Annotated in this window: 12 protein-coding genes and 1 pseudogene; 2 read left to right on the forward strand and 11 right to left on the reverse strand. The window is 51.5% G+C overall.

Annotated features, from left to right (window positions below):
• Positions 1-52: 52 nt before the first annotated feature.
• Positions 53-220 (reverse strand): annotated as a pseudogene (locus tag FXO11_RS09700) (integrase core domain-containing protein); the annotation flags it as partial.
• A 49-nt stretch (positions 221-269) separates the two neighbouring features.
• Here FXO11_RS09700 and FXO11_RS09705 point away from each other — a divergent pair.
• Positions 270-923 (forward strand): hypothetical protein, encoded by a 654-nt coding sequence (locus tag FXO11_RS09705; RefSeq protein WP_148862794.1) that lies wholly within the window; start codon positions 270-272, stop codon positions 921-923.
• Positions 924-997: 74 nt separating this feature from the next.
• Here the strand turns inward: FXO11_RS09705 and FXO11_RS09710 are convergent, their stop codons facing one another.
• The 6 genes from FXO11_RS09710 to FXO11_RS09735 all read right to left on the reverse strand — a co-directional run bounded on the left by FXO11_RS09710 (position 998) and on the right by FXO11_RS09735 (position 11,942).
• Positions 998-2,461: a malate:quinone oxidoreductase gene (locus FXO11_RS09710; protein ID WP_148862795.1), complete on the reverse strand. Its 1,464-nt coding sequence runs from the start codon at positions 2,459-2,461 to the stop codon at positions 998-1,000.
• A 118-nt stretch (positions 2,462-2,579) separates the two neighbouring features.
• The gene (locus FXO11_RS09715; protein WP_148864867.1) at positions 2,580-3,725 is read right to left on the reverse strand and encodes a zinc-binding dehydrogenase; all 1,146 of its coding nucleotides are present in this window, start codon (positions 3,723-3,725) and stop codon (positions 2,580-2,582) included.
• 147 nt (positions 3,726-3,872) lie between these two features.
• On the reverse strand, positions 3,873-6,038 hold the full coding sequence (locus tag FXO11_RS09720; RefSeq protein WP_148862796.1) for a CHASE domain-containing protein: 2,166 nt from the start codon (positions 6,036-6,038) through the stop codon (positions 3,873-3,875).
• A 189-nt stretch (positions 6,039-6,227) separates the two neighbouring features.
• A complete protein-coding gene (locus FXO11_RS09725) occupies positions 6,228-7,661 on the reverse strand; it encodes a sigma-54-dependent transcriptional regulator (RefSeq protein ID WP_148862797.1) in 1,434 nt (477 codons plus the stop codon).
• Positions 7,662-7,685: 24 nt separating this feature from the next.
• Positions 7,686-11,075 carry an ATP-binding protein gene (locus FXO11_RS09730; RefSeq protein ID WP_148862798.1) on the reverse strand — a complete coding sequence of 1,130 codons (3,390 nt, stop codon included), beginning with the start codon at positions 11,073-11,075 and terminating at the stop codon, positions 7,686-7,688.
• A gap of 9 nt (positions 11,076-11,084) precedes the next feature.
• Positions 11,085-11,942 carry a phosphate/phosphite/phosphonate ABC transporter substrate-binding protein gene (locus FXO11_RS09735; RefSeq protein ID WP_148862799.1) on the reverse strand — a complete coding sequence of 286 codons (858 nt, stop codon included), beginning with the start codon at positions 11,940-11,942 and terminating at the stop codon, positions 11,085-11,087.
• A gap of 336 nt (positions 11,943-12,278) precedes the next feature.
• Here FXO11_RS09735 and FXO11_RS09740 point away from each other — a divergent pair, with 336 nt between their 5' ends.
• Entirely contained in the window at positions 12,279-14,414 is a 2,136-nt protein-coding gene (locus tag FXO11_RS09740; protein WP_148862800.1) for a putative bifunctional diguanylate cyclase/phosphodiesterase, read from the forward strand.
• Positions 14,415-14,904: 490 nt separating this feature from the next.
• Here the strand turns inward: FXO11_RS09740 and FXO11_RS09745 are convergent, their stop codons facing one another.
• From FXO11_RS09745 to FXO11_RS09760, 4 genes are read right to left on the reverse strand one after another with little or no spacing between them, the layout of a single operon-like run.
• Complete coding sequence (locus tag FXO11_RS09745) at positions 14,905-16,047, reverse strand: type II secretion system protein (RefSeq protein ID WP_148862801.1); 1,143 nt, start codon at positions 16,045-16,047, stop codon at positions 14,905-14,907.
• A gap of 29 nt (positions 16,048-16,076) precedes the next feature.
• The gene (locus FXO11_RS09750) at positions 16,077-16,913 is read right to left on the reverse strand and encodes a type II secretion system F family protein (protein ID WP_148862802.1); all 837 of its coding nucleotides are present in this window, start codon (positions 16,911-16,913) and stop codon (positions 16,077-16,079) included.
• The gene (locus tag FXO11_RS09755) at positions 16,907-17,788 is read right to left on the reverse strand and encodes a type II secretion system F family protein (RefSeq protein ID WP_148862803.1); all 882 of its coding nucleotides are present in this window, start codon (positions 17,786-17,788) and stop codon (positions 16,907-16,909) included. The genes FXO11_RS09750 and FXO11_RS09755 overlap by 7 nt, the downstream gene beginning before the upstream one ends.
• Positions 17,785-19,038, reverse strand: coding sequence for a CpaF family protein (locus tag FXO11_RS09760; protein WP_168203150.1), 1,254 nt, complete (start codon positions 19,036-19,038; stop codon positions 17,785-17,787). The genes FXO11_RS09755 and FXO11_RS09760 overlap by 4 nt, the downstream gene beginning before the upstream one ends.
• Between the last annotated feature and the right edge of the window lie 13 nt (positions 19,039-19,051).

Raw genomic sequence — 19,051 nt, forward strand, 5'->3', positions numbered from 1 at the left:
AGCACTTTCTGTGGTTCTCCATCGCAAAATATATGGCCGGCACTTACTTCGAACTGATTTCCTCGCCGGCGTGCGCAAGAACCCGAAACCAGTGTTCATTCAAGCACTCATCCCGGAATTTTCCGTTAAAGCTCTCGATGCAACCATTCTGCATCGGCTTTCCGGGCTGAATGAGCTTCAGTTTAATCCCATGGCGGTAGGCCCATTGATCAAGAGCTCTGGCCCTTCGTGCGCCTGCAGGCGCTTTCATCCCTTCCAGAGTTCTTAACATGGATGTACAAGCATATCTCCTGTTCCTGCAGAATCACCGCTCCGACTTGAGGCGCATTGCTCGCGCATCCGATAACGCGAGCTCGATTGCAGATGTTCAGAATGAGATCTGGATTACCGCGGACGAGTTGGCTTCGAAGCGCGGGCATGAGACGGACTTTAGCTGCTACGAGCACCAACAACAGATTCTGGCGTGGACATACCAGCGATTAGTTAAATACTGCGACACCACGCTTCGCTGGGCAGCGCCTTTTGATTCCCGGGATTCTTCTCGTGACAAACCGGGCTTATCAGAAATTCTGACGCATGGTATCGAAGAAGATCCAGCCGAATTACTGGCGAACATGGAAAATGAGTCTCCTGAACAACAGGAGCTCGAGTCTGGCCACGCCTCGCTCAGTCATGCCTGGCTGGTGTTGTTAGGCATCTGTGACAACCGGATGGCGTTAGTCGCTCGATACCTCAAGATTTCTTTATCGCACAGCTACCGTTGTTACAACCGTGTATTGCATATAAGCCGGAGCCAAGACTACCTTCCTTTAACGACTATTGGACATGGAGAGTTCGTCCCGCGCCCGTGGCGGCGGTTTCAGTATTACCGGGAACCGGAGCAGCTCATTTTTGACTTCGATGAAACACTGGATCTGCAGTAATTCCGCCTTCCTGAGACGACGCCGATGCCCGGTAATGGAATGCTCAAACTGGCATCTGCAGACGCCAGTCGACCTTATTCCGCCCCGGATTCGGCTATCCCCAACCGCCTGTTGGCCTCATCCCGAACCTCTCGGTAACGCTCGGGATCGTTGATCAACGTTTCCAAATCATCCTCGGGAAACATCTCTTTCAACTTTTTCCTGGCGTCCTCTTTCGCGAAAACGCCCGGCAATAACTGCTCCAGAGCGCGCAATATCACTTCGGGCGAAACCGACGCGCCTGGGGACGCCCCGAGCAACGTGCCATAGGTTTTGTCCCTCGATACGAGGATTTCCGTGCCCATCTGCAAATCCCCGTCTTTGATGATCTGCACGCGCTGGCCGGCATGAATCGGTTTCCAATCGAACTTTCTGCTCATGCCCGGAGCGAAGCTCTCAAGCTCGTCAAACATGGTCTTTTCACCTTTAAACGTCTCGGAAACCAGATATTTCACCAGCGGGAAATGCTCCAGGGCGACGTTTAGCAGGCTGGGAATATCGTGCAGGCGCATCGAACTGAGGTAGTCGAAAAAGCTGCGCCCTTTCTCAAGGAGTGGTTTGAAGGAGGCGAATGGACCGAATAGCAAGTAGTGCTGCCCGTTCGCTACCCGCAAGTCCAGGTGCGGCACGGACATGGGAGGCGCGCCGACTTTTGCCTTGCCGTAGGTTTTGGCCCGGTAATGTTCGGCCTGCTCCGGGCTGATGGGTGCCTGCAGGAATCGTCCGCCGACAGGGAAGCCGGTAAATCGGCTACGGAACGGCAAGTGGCTTTTCTTCAGGATTGGGAAAGCACCCCCACCCGCGCCTACGAACAGAACGTCGGCCTTATGCCGAACCGAACCCCCTTTGCCCTCGGTTTCGACAAGCCAGCTTCCAGCCGGGCTCCGGTGTACGCGCTTTACATGGGTGCCGTACTCGATATTTACGCCGAGTTCCTGCGTGGCATACGCGGCCATTTGCTCCGTCAGAGCACCGAAATTGACATCCGTACCGGTTTCAATGACGGTCGCCGCCATTTTCTCGTGGCGGGGGCGCTCCTCCATCAGATATGGAATCCAGCTCTTGATCTCGTCGAAATCCTCCGAGAAACGCATCTGCTCGAAAAAATGGTGGGCCGACATTTCCTTGAATCGCAATCGCAGTTCTTCTATTGCCGATTCAGAAACAATGGTGCAGTGCTTGGTGCGGCTGATGAACGTTTTCGGGTCTTTGATCGCGCCTGTTTCGATCAGGTAAGCCCAGAATTGTTTGGCAACGTTGAATTGGGCGTGGATCTTGAGGGCTTTTTCAACCGAAATGACCTCTTCATCCACTGGGGTATAGTTCAGTTCGCAGTTGGCTTCATGCCCGGTTCCCGCATTGTTGAAGACCTGTGAGTTACTGGCCCCGGGGCCATCCAGCCGTTCCAGAATGGTGACATTCAAATCGGGCGCCAGCTCCTTCGCCAAAGTGGCAAAAGTGGTTCCCATAATCCCTGCGCCAATGATGATCACGTTCATAACGTCGATTCGCCTGTCTCAATTTTTTGGTTTCGGAGCTGTAAGCCTGACGTGTCCGGCCTGCCTCGCCGTAGAATCCGCACAACCTGAAATCGCAAGGAGGACGGCATGCACGGGATCAAGAATCCAATCCGAATCGTTGGCCGTGCTCAGCCCATTCCGAATCCGGCACGATCACGATCTTGCCCAGGTATCCGCTGCCGCGATTGACGAAATAACGCTCCGCTTCGTGCAGGTCCGATAACTTGAATGCAGCATGAAGCACCGGCTTGAGTTGGCCGCCGCGGATCCAGTCCACCAGCTGTTCTGCTTCTTCCCGGGTGCCGTGAGACACACCGAATATCTGGACCTGATAAAGGTAGATTCGCGTCCACATGATTTCCGAGAGATTGCCGGCACTGGCACCTGCGATGCTGAGTCTCGGATAGTCACTGCGCGAATTCATGTCGAAGATCATGGCATCGATAAATGGATTGGTCATTTCGCCGCCGGCCAGATCCATGACAGCGTCAAACGGTGCCCCGCCCGTTATCGCTTTGACCCGCTCCTCGAATTGATCCATATCGGAGCGGTCGAGTACGGCTTCGGCGCCTAGCTCTTTAAGGGCCTCGGCTTTGCTTTGCTGGCTCAACGCATACGGTATGGCCCCCACAATACGGCAGAGCTGGATCAGCGCGGTCCCAACGCCTCCGCTGGCCCCGGTAACCAGTACGCGCTCACCCGCTTTGATACGTGCGGATGTCATCATGTGGTAGGCCGTTTGATAGGAGCACATGCCCATGGCCGCCAATTCCGCATCGGCCAGGTCTGAATTGGGCACATGGTGGAACTGATCGGAAGGCACGGCGATGTATTCGGCGTAGCCGCCGTCGGCACCGTGACCGAAGTAATCCGGCGTCAGGTTAATATCCCGGCGCTCATCGGCGTAGATATTGAAATCCAGCAGACCCCGCTCGCCAATGCGGGCGTCATCCACGCCCTCGCCTACGGAAACGACCTGGCCCGCCACGTCGGCACCCTGAATGCGCGGAAACGTCAGCGTTGGCTCTCCGCCCATGGCAAAGGAGGTGACATCGCCTTTATCTTTGGTCGGATACAGGCCCTCGCGCGCCTTTCTATCCGTATTGTTTTTGGCGGTCGCCGTAACTTTCACCAAAACCTCGCCTAGCTTGGGTTTAGGTGTAGGGAAATCATCTCGATAGACCAGTTTGTCCACGTCGCCGTGGCCGGACAGCACCATCGCTTTCATCGTTTGCGGAATCACGCGTTCGTTCATATCGGGCACCAGAATTTGCTGTCATGGGTGGTGACATCTCGTTACTGGAAACCATATCAAACCTTCGAAGCATTCGCATATTAGGAGGCCCGGACACGTTCCCGGACCTTTATGTAAAAACTAGCGGCACGTCTGCTAACTTGTAGCTGTATTTGGCATACCGAATATTTCCTTTTCGATGGGCGTTGCCTCGAAGAGAGTGAAGGTGGCCTTTATTCCAGTAGCTCTGCCACCTTCTCGAATCGTTTCCACATGGGCATGAAGTTCCATCGCGCACGCCCTTAAAAGAGCAATGCGAATACCAGCTAATCCGTAAAGTGTAGAGTTTTCATTATAGCCCTCTACGGATTCCAGGATGGTCTCAACATAATTGTCGGGTAAAAACTTACCCTCTGTCTTCACGCCTACACTCACCTGCACCTCTGATTCACGTTTCTCTTTATCTAGGTTGAGCTTTAGATTACTTCCTCGAGATAGGGTCGCAGCAACCGTTACCATATATTCGATGAGAGCATGAACTTGCGATTCATTACCGTAAACGAGCTCAGACGGATTGCTGTCTTTTTCCAAAATTAACTGTGCGGTTCCACTGCCTTCGTGGTGATGGTCGTTTCTCTTTTTTGAGATCGTCTCAATGAGACCGTCCAAGCTGAATATCTGAGATTGCGCGGGTGCTGAGACCGAATGATATTCCGACAGCTGTCGCCCATCCTCACAAAATGCCAAGGCTTTATGGAGTGCTCGCCGAAGCCCGAAACTATTCAGGTAATGAGGAGCTGCCTCATTCGATTCTGGATACTCTTTAGTATGGTGGACAGCTTGAGCGCAGTCCTTTAATTGATGCTCTACATTTTCAAATAACCAACTGAAAAGCTGAGCGAAGTTACTGCGATCCCGTTTCATGGATTGGAACTTTTGTTTACTCTGCCGATAACTCCGATGCAAATCGGTCACATCAATCTGAATAAGAGCGAAGTTTCCCATACGGGTGCGATGTTGAATTGTCCTTAAAACCCGTCCACCGGCGAGAACTTCATCAAACCACGGCTTTTCATCTCTGTATTGATCCAATCTATTCGTTAACATCGAAATTGCTTCTATACGATCGGGCTCTCCGCCCTCGAAGTGAAACATTCCACCATCGATGGCATTTCTAAAAATATCTTTCGCCCTCGCGCCAACTTGAATCGTATAACTGGCACCTTCGGCGTAGATTTGCTCGTAGCGGCTATTGAATGTGACCAGATTATCTTTACTATCAAATACCGCCAGCGCAGCAGGCATTGACTCGATACTATCCTTGAAACGCTCCTCTAACTTTTCAAGAGCCTTCTTTTCGTCCCTTAATTCATATCGAAGCAGAAGATAGGATTTAAGCCACAGGAAAAAACCTAAGCTTAACAGGCATGTTGCCGCGAAATACGCTGCCTTTGCCAGCCAGTTAACTTCGGACAGGTTGACCCACCCCTGCGAAGGTATGATGGCAAGCTGCCACGTGCCGCCGGGTAATGACACGTCCAGTGTGGCCGGGTTACTGGCAAATATTTCCGGCTGTCCGTAGATTTGTTCGCCTTCGCTGCCAAAACCGTCTTTGCCGCGTAAACCGATTTCAAACCCCCGCAAATCCGGGATGGAAGACGTTGTACTGGCGATAAGCGAAGACCAGTCGATCAGAATGCTTGCAAAACCCCAGAAATTTCCGGTGTTTGAAGATGATGTCTCCTGTTGGGTAAAAATGGGATAACGACCAATGAGTGCAACGCCCCCTTGCTTTAAGGTTACAGGTCCGGCGATCCATAGACGCCGCTCATCAATCGCTCTTTGCGCGGCTGCTCTTCTTGCCGGATCTGCCAGCAAATCATGGCCAATGGCGGCCTTATTGCGCTCATAAGGCCAAACATGACTAACGACAGCATCTTCGGCTAATTGCAAACTAATGATGTGCTCATCCTCACCGCCTAGTGCTGCGGCAAGCTGCTGAAAAACGGCCTGGTCGTTCTCTTGACCTAGCAGCGGTATAGCGGCAAGGCCTTTTACCCGATAAAGGTCCTTGTTGAGATAGGCCTCAAGTTCCGCTTTAAACAAGCCCAAGTGGCTATGTGCACGGCGTAATTCTTCTATTCGCTGGAATTCTGCATCTCGATGAAAGTATAAAGTTCCTGCGCCCAGCAACGTGGTAACCAATAGCAACGAGGAAAAAAATGCAATCCGTGATGACTGGTTGATTCTTCCACTACTTCTTCGATTGAGTTCGTCATGGCGTGTCAATAGCCGATTGACGCCCTGTCGGATGCGTTTCATAAGGGTGCCCTAGCTGTGGTCTAACTTTGATAGAGCAATTCCCAGGCCAAATGAAAAGCAGTGATTTTTATATTTTATTTCAAATGGTTATATTTCGGTGTGAGTCAGGGCGTTGAGTTCGTCCGGTCATTCTTTAATTTGAACGCGTTTTACTCCGCAAATTGCGTTGCAAATCGCAAATACGAAAGTTTAGGACCAACCCGACGCTTGCCAACTTTGGCGTTTTCGATAGAGTGTCGAAGCGCTAACCTCGAGCAATGCTGCAGCTCGTGGAACATTACCTCCACAGATATCGATTGCACGCTCGATAATTTTCTTTTCTTCCAGCCATAGCGGGCGTATGGACTCCTGAGTATCTGAGTCCCGCCGCTGCCCCTGCTGTTCATCCTGCGAGGTGCTATCTTCCGGCTGGATTGAAGACCTCAGGCTCCGGTCTATCCGACCGTTCAGGTAATCGGGGACCAAGTCCGGTGTAACTGTGCTGGAATTGCCCATTACGACCATATTAAGAATGGTATTTTCAAGCTCTCTGACGTTACCAGGCCAAGGATAATTCATGATCATTCGTTCCACTTCTGGATGGAAACCGTCAACGGTTTTACCGTTTTTTGTGGCCTGGGTAGCGAGCATCTGGCGGGCAATGAGGCGGATGTCTTCCCCTCGTTCTCTTAACGGCGGCAGACGTAACGGAATGACATGAAGTCGATAATATAAGTCTTCGCGGAAACGTCCCGCTTTCACTTCCGCTAGTGGATCACGGTTGGTGGCGCAGACAAACCGTATATCTACTTTCTTCGTTACGCTAGAACCTACGCGTTGAAATGTACCGGTCTGGATAAATCGTAGGAGTTTGCTTTGGAGATCAAGGTCCATTTCGCATAGCTCGTCGAGGAACAAAGTACCTCCATCGGCCATGGAGGCTGCACCCTCACGTTCCGACGACGCGCCCGTAAAAGCACCTTTGACATGGCCGAAAATCTCGCTTTCCATTAGATCTTTAGGAATAGCTGCGCAGTTAATCGTAACGAACGGCCCGCTGTTGCGGTTGCTACGCCGATGAATGGCTTCAGCACAGAGCTCTTTACCGGTGCCGCTTTCGCCAGTAATGAAGATACTGGCTTGGCTTGGACCAGCCGTTTCGATAATCCGGTAGACACTTTGCATTACTGGCGAGGCACCGATCAGCCCTTCAAACCGATCCCGTTCCAGCTGCTTCTGGTATTCATCAACCATGTCGGCCAAGTGGTGCTGGCGAAGAACGTTTTGCACAGTGACCAGTAGACGATTGGATTCAATGGGCTTCGAAAGAAAATCAGATGCCCCTAGCCGCATCGCCTCTATGGCGGTTTCTGCGGAGTCACTGGCGGTGGCGACAATCGTTGACAGCGAATTTTTGTCTTTAACAATGGCTTTCAGAATATCAAAACCATGAATGTCAGGTAGCGTCAGGTCCAGAACAAGCAAATCATACTGCTGACTACGGAGCGCGCTGAGCCCTTCTTTACCCAGGCCGACCAGGGTAACGTCGTAGCCCGCATTGATCAGATATTCCCGATAGAGCAAACCCAGAAGTTCGCTGTCCTCTATAACCAGAATCCTGGCTTTAACGTCTGTTGCCGTCATTGTTGGTAACCTCACCGTACCCATTTAGTCTACGTTGCCAAATTGGGATCCATAGACCTTTAGCGTCTTATGCGTTACCTCTTCCAATTCAGGAATTAGATTCGCCACCTTTTCTTTATCCATGCGTTTGCAGCTCTGCTCGATTTCCTTACAGAGACTGGCAAGATAGACTGCCCCGAATGTGGATGCGTTGCTTTTTATGGTATGAGCTTCATCCTCGACCCGATGACAGTCTCCACGCGCGAAAGCGTCAAGTAATTCGTTGAGTCGGCGTTCAACCTCCCTGATGAACACTTGGACCATGCGGTCAACAACTGACTCTGAAGTTTCAGTTATCAATCGGTCAACAATCGTGGCGTCCATCAACGATAACGTTGTTTTTTCCATGCGCCCTGTCTCTCCTGCACTAGCGAGCTGCTGCTCAATCGCTGCGGTCAATTCATCAATCTGGAAAGGCTTACCGATAAAAGCATCCATCCCTACGCGTTTGCAGCGTACCTCATCCTCTTTAGTGGCGTTGGCGGTTAGAGCAATGATCGGGATAGACGCATAATCAGCGCCGCTTTGTCTGATACGGCGTGTAGCTTCGAGCCCATCCATGATGGGCATTCTTAGATCCATCAGGACCAGGTCAAAAGCCTGTTGGTCGAGTGCTTCGAGAACTTCATTGCCATTATTGGCAACCCAAATCCGGTAGCCTCTCTTTTCAAGCATCGTTGTGGCAACCAACTGATTGGCCTGGCTATCTTCTGCAAGAAGAATATGTACATCGCCCCCGCTCGCTTCGGGATAGCATTCGCCAAAATCTGTTTGTTCGATAATTTGTTGAGGGGGCTGCGGGGTGTCGTCGAGACAAATCAACTCCCTCAGCCGTGAGTAATGAACTGGTTTAATTAATACGCTATCCGCACGAAGGCGTTGCTCCGTAGGTATGCTTGAGAACGTTTTCTTGTCCACGAGCAGCACAATGCGGTCGTAATCAGAAGCTGAATTCGTCTTTTTTGATGTATCCATCAACTGAATGTCATCCACAAACAACCAGGTTTTTTCATATTGTTTTTGGATAGCCATGTCGGAGGACATCTCAACGTTAAAACCTAAACTGCTGAGTTGCGTTCGTAAAGCTGTCTGAAATACAGCGTTTCTGGAGAGAACCACAGCGTTGAGCTCCGTTTCGAGGGGAAGCCTATCCTGAACCGAGCAAGCCATGGGAATGTCAAACGTAAAGCGGCTCCCCTGATCGACCACACTATCCAGCCTAAACCGCCCCCCCATTCGTTCGACCAGTTCCTTGCAAATCGCTAACCCGAGGCCACTTCCGCCATGAAGTGTCGCGTCGGTGCTATCTACCTGGGTGAAAGCATCAAAAATTGTATCCCGCTTGTTCCTCGGAATGCCGATTCCGGTGTCTTCGACACTAAACTCGATTCGGTAACCGTCTTCAATCGTCTCTGCCAGTTTGGCAGTCAAGGTTACGCCGCCTCGATCAGTGAATTTAAGTGCGTTGTCGACGAGGTTAGCCAATACCTGGCGAAGGCGAACCGAATCGCCGAAACATTGCATATCCACATTGGGGTCAGCGACAAGGCATAAGGCGACCTGGGTTTGATCTACATGCAGCGACTTAATATCGAGGACACTTTCTAGCACATCGATTACGTTAAACCGCTCGGTGTTGAGCTCAAGTGTTCCTGACTCTATTCGGGCAAAATCAAGGATATTGTTCACGAGCGAGAGGAGCACGTTGGATGATTGTTTAGCCGACTCAGCAAAGACCACTTGCTGCGGGTTCAGGTCAGTGCTCATCAAGAGGTCGACACACCCCATCGTTGCATTAAGAGGCGACCGGATTTCGTGGGTTACGTGAGACAGGAAGTTGGACTTGGCAAAATTGGCCTTTTCTGCCGCCTCTTTAGCTTCCAGCAGACTCAGCTCCGTCAGCTGCTGCTCACGTAGATCCCGGAGCAGAAGGGTCGTGTACTCTTTGTTGGTCCAACGAAAGTGTGATGTCCGGTAGCTCACAGGGATATGGCTCCCATCCGCTCCGGTCAGAGTAAGCAGCTTGATACCCGACGCCTGTCCACGTTCGTTAGCGCCATTTTGGCTCTGTGCAGGTAATTCAAATGCCTGTTCCGAGAAGGCGGTCTTAAGCGTTGTATCCACATGCTGGTCAACAAGCGCTCCGCGGGTACGGCCCAGCATGACCTCAGCGCTGGGATTGGCGTCGACGATGATGCCGTGTTCATCCAACACAAGAATGCTGTCGAGACTAGCCACTGTAATAGCTTTGTGAAGAAGCTCCCGTCGCTGGATCTCGGAATGGGTCGACAGTTCTGTTGTCAGATCTTTGAAAGCCAGGACTAGATACCGACCAGAAGGTCTGGCAATGCTTGCAGCAGATAGGTCGACCCACACAGATGAACCGGCGGCTCCAAGCTGGAGTTTTCCGAGGTTCTGACGGGTTCCCAGCTTATGGTCGATGACTTGCTGCAGAACCCGTAGAGCGTCATGCCATTGGCTATCTAAAGTGAATATCGAGGCTAGTGGCCTGCCGAGCATCTCACCTGCGGAAAACTTGAGGGTGCGCGCTGCAGCTTCATTTATATCCTGAACAGACATTTGTTCGTCAACAAGAATAATGCCGTCAGTCACTGTATTTAGAAGCAACTCCAGGCTGGCTTCACGCTCTTTCAGAGCGTTGACTGCCTCGGAAGTTGCCTCGAAAGCGGAGTCTCGGTCTTTTTCGCGAAGCTCAACCATTGCCGCCATTCTATTGAATGCGTGGGCGACATCATGAAACTCACTGGCTTTGGGAAAATAAAGCTGTTTGCGCGACAGGCCGCTAGCCATGGTGTCCAACTGTTCGCGAAACTTTTTCAGATCTCGAATAAGGTATCGGCCCAGAAACCAAGAAAGTATGCCTACGAGAAGCACTTCGATGGCAGCTATGAAGATCAGTTTACTGCGGGCGTCACTGACCATGGCCGTGGCTTTGGCTGTTGAAATACCGGTCTCCAGCCGTCCAACGGCAAAACTGTCGACATAAATGAGCTTATGCACATCGAAAATGCCGTCATCGACATCCGTGAAGGATGAATCTGGACTTCTGACATCATCATTGTTTCGAACAATGCCGTATTCAATCAGTACCCGAGTCTCGTCTGAGATGCGCAAGTAAAGACTGTCGTTTTTTTCCATGTAATGCCGAGCAATGGCCTCCAGGCTAGCAATATCAGATGATAGCACCGCGTCACGTACCAACAAGGCGAGCTCCGCTGCATGCGACTCCACACTCTGAACGAAGGCTTGACGGCTCGTGTTTTCGAGAAAGTTGACGCTGGTAGCAACCAGACCAATCAGAACAAGTGATTCGACGAGGGCGATTGCTATAATGATTTTTAAGCGGTAAGGCATAGCATCTGCTCAAAGGTCGAGGTAGTGGTGGAGATTCCCTTCCAGCAAAGACCAATCAAGTGCGCGAAGCACATCAAATTCACTATCAGCAACAGTCCGGAATGCCGGAATGTTGAGCGCTTTAAGCAGCGTCCTGCCTTCATCCGTTTCGACTAGATCCACGAGCGCGCTGGTAATACTCTCCCGATCCTTTTCGGGGAGGCTGTCCAACGCTGCGATCGGGTGGGAGATATACGCATCAGAACGCCACAGCACCTTTAACTGATCACGCACTTCCGGCCCCATAGTGTTCCACGTTCTTTCCACTCCGCCGCCCGCAGCATAAAGTCCCCGATGGACGCCCAAGTACACAGAATCGTGGCTTTTTACATATTGAGGGATAATATGCACCCCCCTCTCGCTCAGCTCACGCCGCACCAGCATCGAGGCAGCAAAGGCGGCCGGTGATGGAAAAGCGACTTTATGTCCGTTAAGCGCCAGCAACGAATCGACATCACTATCACGTCTAGCCACCAGGATACCTTTAAGCCCACCCGTTTTTCGGACAACTAAAGCGGTGTAATCTGCGTCAGTGCTAAAGATGGCGTAGTGGTACGGATTCATGTAGGCAAAGTCGTACTCGCGATTCGAAAGTGCCTTCTCAAATGCTGGTATTGAGGGAGCCGTCTTGAAGACAAGTCTGATACCGGTTGTTTGCTTAACCTCCTCTAAGAGCGGCCTCCAAAGTGAAAACAGCTTTGCTGCCGGCTGCTGCGGAACGACACCAAAGGTATATTCTGCTGATAAAGCAAATCCGCACTTTGCTAAGAGAAGAAGGAACAAGCCATAGGCTAAAATTGATCTATTGAACTTTATCGGTACGCCCATGACTTTTTCCGGTTTCGATTTCCCGTTTGCTAAGCAACATGAAGGCCAACCCAAAAAAGATTAGATATTCAAACGGTTATAACTAAGTCGCTCATTTTTTGGGAGCGCCATTTGCAATATGCAATGTCTCTCCAGAATCCGGTTGCAATTTGCGAAGCATTTCGCAACGAACAAGAATTAACCCCCTGCCCTATGGCTGGTTAAATAGCGCACTCGCTATATGCTTAATGGATTTTTTAAATTTGTGGCACGTATATCGCTAAGGTAACGGTCATAGTAGTGGTGGTTGCAATACCAACCGGCCCAAAACCATAAGCGCGCCAACGAGGAAACGGGATGAAGCCTGATACGACATCGCCACTCTTCCACATTGTCGGTAAAGATTCAGGCAGCTTGCAGGAGGAGTCTCTGAAGCTACTGGTCATCGACGATGACGAGTTAAGTCGTGCACACCTAAAGGTGGTGTTATCGACACAGTCTATGAACGTTTACGAGTCGGCGAGTGGGGAAGACGGGTTACGGCAGATACAGGAGGCCGATTTTGACCTTATCCTTCTAGATGTGCGAATGCCGTATATGGACGGTTTCGAAGTATGTCAGGCTATCCGCCGAAGGCAAGTGGGCTCGGATTTGCCTATCGTAATGCTGACCGGTAGCGACGAGGTTGAGTCCATTACCAAGGCTCTCGATGCTGGCGCTAATGACTTCATAACAAAGCCGTTCCGTACCTCTCTGCTGGCCAAAAGGGTCAGGCACATTGTTTCAGCGCACCGCAATCAACTGCAGTTGGAGCAACAACGCGCCGAGCAACTTGCGTTGATCGATGCGTTACCAGATGCCATTTGTCGCTTTGATGCCGGCGGCTATCTCTTGGGTGCTAAGTTAGGCGCCAATGTGCCTAAAGCTCTGAACCAGGGTTTCAGGCAAGGCGCGAGTTTCATTGACTTGTTCGGACCGGTTGATGGAGCCATCGTCGAGCAGGCGTTTCTTGAAGCAATCGATCTTGGACAGGCTATTACCGATATCCATCTGCAAGATACCCAGGAATGTTTTCTGGAAATCAGATTTGCGAAGACCCCCTCTGACGAGATGCTGTGTATTATGCGAGATAATACCCAGCGTGAGCTTCAGAAGCGGAGAATCGAAGCCCTCTCCCTAACGGACCTGGTAACCGGTTTGCCCAACAGGGCGTACCTCATACAGCTGCTGCAGCTGCATGCTGATCTGCGCGCGGGCGAGCCCCAGGTATTGGTCAAAGTGTGTTTCGACTCGATTGACTCCGTGGCCGATACGATAGGTGGAAAAGTTACAGAGCATGCTCAGAGGATGATTGGTAACAAGTTATCGATGGTAGCTGACGCGTACTCTTCCCGGGACTCCAACCGCGTTGGGAAGAATTTATCTCCAGCGATTGCTGCTTGCACGGGCATTGGGGAATTCTGGCTTATGGTTACATCCCCCAATAATCGTGCCTTTTTCGATGGTCTAATTGACGCACTTTTTCTGGAATTTGAGCCGGTTCTAGAAGTTCAACAATACGCATTAAATGTTACGCCACGGGTAGGATTGACTGAATTTGTGGCTGGCGAATTACCTGTCGAGGCCTTGATACAGCAGGCAGCCTTGGCTGCAAAATCATATGGTTCAACATCCGATCGGCGGCTTGGATACTATCATCCGGAGCTTGAGCGTAAAGCCCGTCGGGCGATCGCCATCGAGACAGCGTTACGCGCTGCTATCGACAAACAACAGCTTTCCATGATGTTTCAGCCGAAGATATGCGCCCTAACCCACCGGATTTGCGGCGCGGAAGCACTAGTGCGTTGGAATTCGGAAGAATACGGTGCTGTTTCACCTGCCGACTTCATACCCATTGCTGAAGAAACAGGCCTGATACTTCCTCTTGGCGAGTTCGTGCTCCAGTCGGTTAGTCGGCAAATCAGCCGATGGAAAGAGATGGGTTACAATATTGTCCCGATTGCCATTAACGTTTCCGGTCATCAATTTAACCAGCATTGCTTCAGCGAAAAACTGCTTTCGATTCTAGAGACAAATAATATTAGTCCAGCTGATATCGAGTTGGAGATTACAGAAAGTGTTTTTATGGATCCTCAGAGCAACGCAATAGCGCTGCTCGAACGTTTTCGCAGGCAAGGCATTCGTATAGCCCTAGACGATTTCGGGACCGGCTTCGCATCCTTGAGCATGCTCAAGAGCTTGCCTCTTGACGTACTGAAGATCGATCGCTCATTTGTCTCCGACATCACCGACGAGAACCAGTCATATGGTCTGATAGACGCTATCTTGACGCTGGGTAAGGCTCAGAATCTCACGGTAGTTGCGGAAGGGGTCGAAACCGACGAGCAGTTGCGCTACCTACGTGATGGGGGTTGCCAAATAATCCAGGGTTTTCTCACCGGTAAACCGTGCTCCGCAGAATCATTGGCAGAGAATTTTCTTGATCGATGCTAGTACACTATCTGGTTAATTCACTGACTTACTGCGAGCTTCTGCAGGCATGGTGGTTCCATATCAAAGAGCAGCAACGCAGATCCAAAGCCTTCAGAAGCTCGCCCCGAGGGACGTCCTGAGAATCTAGCTAGCGGCGTTGCGGCGACTCGATGTCGAACCGCCGGAGCGCCGGCCGCCACCCCATCATCACCGCGCCCTGCTACCCAGATTCTCAAAGTCTCATTAAGTCAGCGAATTAACCAAGCAGTGCACTAGTGACACAGTCTCAACGCCAGCCTATGCCTGACGCCTCATACCTATAAAGAGCGTTTTACGCAGGTGCAGGATGAGGTAGTTTACCGAACCGGTGCAATCCAAAACTCAGCGCAACGAATAGAGAGGCCACCGCATTTGATGGCCTTTTTAAAAGTGTTCCTTCCTGAAATATGATGTCAGCCACTGGCTAAAAGTATGAATAGCGTTACCACCGCCTGAAAGCACACCCAGTGCTTCAGAACACCGTCCCTTCACCGGGCGCCGGCGGGACTGATGTCCAGCTTTCCGCGTCGCCTCGCCCCGGCAAGCTGACCCAGAAAGGAGGCGAAAAACCTTCCAGTATGTTTTTATCCGGGCTAACCGGGCCAGGTACGGCTAAGGCTGCTTTGAGCTGAATGGAGGCCGAACAGTTTATATCGCCTTGAAAAGGCGCTAACAATTCGTTAACAGCCTGTTGAATCAGTGGAAAAGAACCCAGATCAAGCGAGTCAATGAGTCGCTGAAGCACAATGTAAACTGTAGCATTCACCAGGTTATCGCCTTCCAGTTTCATGGCTTCTGGGCAACACAAGGTCCCGATTTCTACAGCCGGGATCTGTTGGCCGCTAGGCAATAGCAAAGCGTTAACGGAGGAAGCTGTAGAACTAAGTAGCGTATCGATTGCCGGAAGGTAATTGGCGAGCACATCTCCCTGCTCACTATAGCTTCCGGGGCACTCGCAAGGTTCCAACGTATTAATCAGGCAACCCGTGAACGCAGGTACAGTAGACTTATCTTCGAGGTTCACGGTCTCGCAGGGGTCCCCTACAACTATTTTTTGCGATACCCAGCGCGAACCTATTTTGCTTGGTGGAACTGGACACGCCTGTGGACTCTCGCTAAAAAGTGCGCCAGGCAAACCATTTTCACCAGCACCGACCGCATAGTTGGCCATGCCTTGGAGCGCGTTGAAATAGCTTACATTTCCCGAACCGAACTGGCCGTCGACACCAATGCTATCGGTAGTTTCGTCACTGATCGTTTTGATGCATGGCGTACCCGTGCAATTGGCCCCGCTGTAATAAATAGCCTCCCTTGAGGTAAAGCGATCATCGCGAATTGCGATTAAGGTCCTACTTGGACTCACCTTACTTTGGTCCATAAGGAATATTCGCGGAGCATCATGCTCATCGAAATCAACCGCTTTTCCGAGGACGGTACCTGCTGCGTCAACAACAATGGCTTCCTGATTCTGTTTCATCACATAATGCTTGACCAGTGCGTCCCGAATGGCCACAAGTCCAACGAGAGATCCCAGCACCAGAATCGTAATGATCAAGACCAATTCAAGGGTAATCACAAAGCCACGCTGACGACTATTAGGGCTCATGCGTTTCATAGAGATGTTCTCTGGCTTATGGGGAACGTTCAAGACAGGTTTTGCAGGAGTTGAAATATTTCCATCATCTTGATTGCTGCGGGGAATAGGACAATTACGCCAAACATCGGGAGTCCGACCAGAACCATCGCAAACAACATCAGAATGCTTTTCTGACTCATTAATTTCCGATTTAACTCGTGTTGTTGCTCCCTCAGGACATAACCCTGACGCGATAGTATCCCTGCGATAGGTGCCCCTGCCTGATGCCCTATCTCCAAAACCGCCGCCAGACGCTCCAATTCCCTTACCCCGGTACGGTTGAACAGTCTTTGAAAAGCAAGAGTGAAAGATTCACCGGCTTGGAGTTCGTACACCACGACCTTAATTTCCTGTGCGAGCGGGTGACGAATATCGAACCCAAAGCGGCCCGCCTGTTCAAACGCCATTACGACGGAAGCCCCCGATCGCAGATAGGCATTCATGAGATCAACAAAGAAACTGAGAGCACCCTGGATCTTCCGATTGCGGTTTTGGGCGCGTTGCCAAAGGTAAAAATCGAAAGAAAACAGAGCAGAGACGGAACTGGGAATCGTGAGCCAGAGTGGAGTCGAAGGTCTGACCTCCAGCATCAGTAGCGGCGCCAGCACGGCCAACGATAATTTTAGCGGCCAGTAGGCGACTGCCAGTTCACGAGGGGCAATGCCTGCGCGCCTGATCAGCGTTGATGGATAAAGCCACGAAGGAAGGGCCGAGCGCGACCAACCAGAATCGATACGCAAAGCCTCTTCGGGTTTAAGTTCCGACCGGCTGAGCAGGTAAACCAGTACGAGTCCGAGAGTTGCGACAATACCTAGTACTACGTCCAACAGCCATGAACTCACCATGTTGGTTTCCTCAGGATACGCCTCATCCACATAAATCCCGTAACTTGGCAAAGAATGGCCGCATAGACGACAGCAGGCCCCTGGGGGTGTGCTGTGAGCGGGGCGAGCCACTCGGGCTCTCTCCAAGTAAAAAACGGAATTAGCACATACGGTAAGCCCGCTGAAAACAGCAAGGCATATTTTGCCCCGGAGAGCTGCCCCCGCATTTGGATGAAGGTTGTGCGTCGTTGACGCAGCGCGGAACCCAGCGCTTCCAGGAGCGATTCGAAGTTGGCGCCATCGTGCCACCGCGATATCAGGGTCATCACAAACAGTCGGGTACCGGCGGTCCGATACAGGCGCAATAGAGGTCGAGTGGCATTATCGATGCTATCGCCCAGCTTCAACCGGGTCACAATTTCAAGTAATGGCTCACGGACATACCGCGGTGAACCCTTGGCCGCAGTCTCAATCGACTGTCGCGTGCTTGCGCCGCTTGCGGTAAGCGCTATTACCAGATCGATGACGTCTACAAGTGCAGCTTCGAAGCGCTGGCCTCGCCAACCGATCAGATCACGAATGAGAACGCCAGCTGCAGGAAGAACGCTTAGGCCAGCGATGGCTGCAAGACCCGTCCGGTCCGGGAACAATGTCTGAAAAACCAGGGTTACAGTCGTCGCAATAAGCAGCAGACCGGCGAAAAATAGCAGCGGATCAAGATTGATGTTCAAAACCCGAAGCGCTTGCCTGACTGCATTAGGCTTAGGGAGTGCAGCACGATTTAAGTCTATAACAGCCTCTTCTTTCGCTGTTCCTTCAAAAAAATGTCGATAGAGAAAGCGTGCTGAATAGATGAACACAACGCCGGCTAGGAGAAGTATGATGATTTCGCTCATGAGGGCATCTCCGCAACCTCCCAGATGAGGCGCAAGGACCTGGGCGGCTCGATGCCTTTTGCCCTGATGGTTTCCAAAAATAGCGGTCTAATCCCGCAGTCTGTATGTGTAGAGCGGCTTATTGGCGCAGTTCCCGATACATGCAGCTCTCGATTTATCGAAAGCGCCGTTTTTCTCAGACGGAAAAGTTCAACCACTTCAATACATCCAGGGGCGTCGTGCAGCTCACAGATGCTGGTTATGCGACGCGTTCCATCGCTCAATCGGGCTACCTGAATAATAAGTTGAACGGCGGATTCGATCATGTCCCGGATCGCCTCCCGTGGGGCGCGACTGTTCGAGAGCAATGCCAGGGTCTCCATGCGCTTTAATGCTTGGTGTGGATTATTGGCATGGATTGTCGTCAGGCTGCCATCATGCCCTACGGTCATAGCCTGCAGCATGTCGAATACCTCCTCGCCGCGAACCTCCCCCACGATAATGCGATCCGCTCGCATTCTTAGTGCCTGTCTTACTAGCATGCGCAGATCGAAGCGCCCTCTCCCCTCTCCGTTACCCTGCTTGGCTTCCAGCGTTACGACATGACGGTTTCGCAGCGCCAGCTCTGCCGATTCTTCGACGGTAACAATCCGTTCGTTAGAGGGAATGAACTCCGACACTGCATTCAGCAACGTTGTTTTGCCGGCTCCGGCACCACCGGCGATAACGATGTTAAGTCCGCCCTGGACTGCGAAAATCAATAGATCGGCCATCTCCCGAGACAGCATTCCTGATTGGATAAGGTCTTCCAGTGAAGAATGGGATTCGCGAAAACATCGAATGCTGACAAGTGTTCCGGCAGGACTGAGCGGAGGAATCACAACATGCATTCGGCTGCCGTCGGGAAGACGGGCATCGACGGCGGGCGTGGCCGAATCCAGATGTTTTCCCTGCGCGGCAATATAGCGGTCGACGAATCGTCGCAAGTGTGATTCGTCGTCGAAGTGCAGTTGGGTAAGTTCCAGTTTGCCGGATCGGTCCACCCAGATAGACTGGGCGCCGTTTACGAGAATATCCGTAATACTGGGGTCCGACATGAGCTCCGTCAGCGGGCCCATGCCGATGACATCATTTTTAATTTGGAGGCATAGGGTACTGATCTCTTGCGGCGACAAACTCAGGCCCGTAGTCGCCTGTATACCGTCGAGCAGACATTCCAAACGCGCCGTAAGGAGAGATGATCGCTCCGGCGCTAGCGGATCGGCTTCCATAGAAGCAATAAGT

The organism is Marinobacter fonticola (assembly GCF_008122265.1).
In the GTDB taxonomy this organism is placed as follows: domain Bacteria; phylum Pseudomonadota; class Gammaproteobacteria; order Pseudomonadales; family Oleiphilaceae; genus Marinobacter_A; species Marinobacter_A fonticola.

Coding starts and splice junctions, on each gene's coding strand:
- FXO11_RS09710 (WP_148862795.1), bottom strand. CDS start 2,461: ATGAACGTGATCATCATTGGCGCAGGGATTATGGGAACCACTTTTGCC.
- FXO11_RS09755 (WP_148862803.1), bottom strand. CDS start 17,788: ATGAGCGAAATCATCATACTTCTCCTAGCCGGCGTTGTGTTCATCTAT.
- FXO11_RS09730 (WP_148862798.1), bottom strand. CDS start 11,075: ATGCCTTACCGCTTAAAAATCATTATAGCAATCGCCCTCGTCGAATCA.
- FXO11_RS09735 (WP_148862799.1), bottom strand. CDS start 11,942: ATGGGCGTACCGATAAAGTTCAATAGATCAATTTTAGCCTATGGCTTG.
- FXO11_RS09745 (WP_148862801.1), bottom strand. CDS start 16,047: ATGAAACGCATGAGCCCTAATAGTCGTCAGCGTGGCTTTGTGATTACC.
- FXO11_RS09725 (WP_148862797.1), bottom strand. CDS start 7,661: ATGACGGCAACAGACGTTAAAGCCAGGATTCTGGTTATAGAGGACAGC.
- FXO11_RS09750 (WP_148862802.1), bottom strand. CDS start 16,913: ATGGTGAGTTCATGGCTGTTGGACGTAGTACTAGGTATTGTCGCAACT.
- FXO11_RS09760 (WP_168203150.1), bottom strand. CDS start 19,038: ATGGAAGCCGATCCGCTAGCGCCGGAGCGATCATCTCTCCTTACGGCG.
- FXO11_RS09720 (WP_148862796.1), bottom strand. CDS start 6,038: ATGAAACGCATCCGACAGGGCGTCAATCGGCTATTGACACGCCATGAC.
- FXO11_RS09740 (WP_148862800.1), top strand. CDS start 12,279: ATGAAGCCTGATACGACATCGCCACTCTTCCACATTGTCGGTAAAGAT.
- FXO11_RS09705 (WP_148862794.1), top strand. CDS start 270: ATGGATGTACAAGCATATCTCCTGTTCCTGCAGAATCACCGCTCCGAC.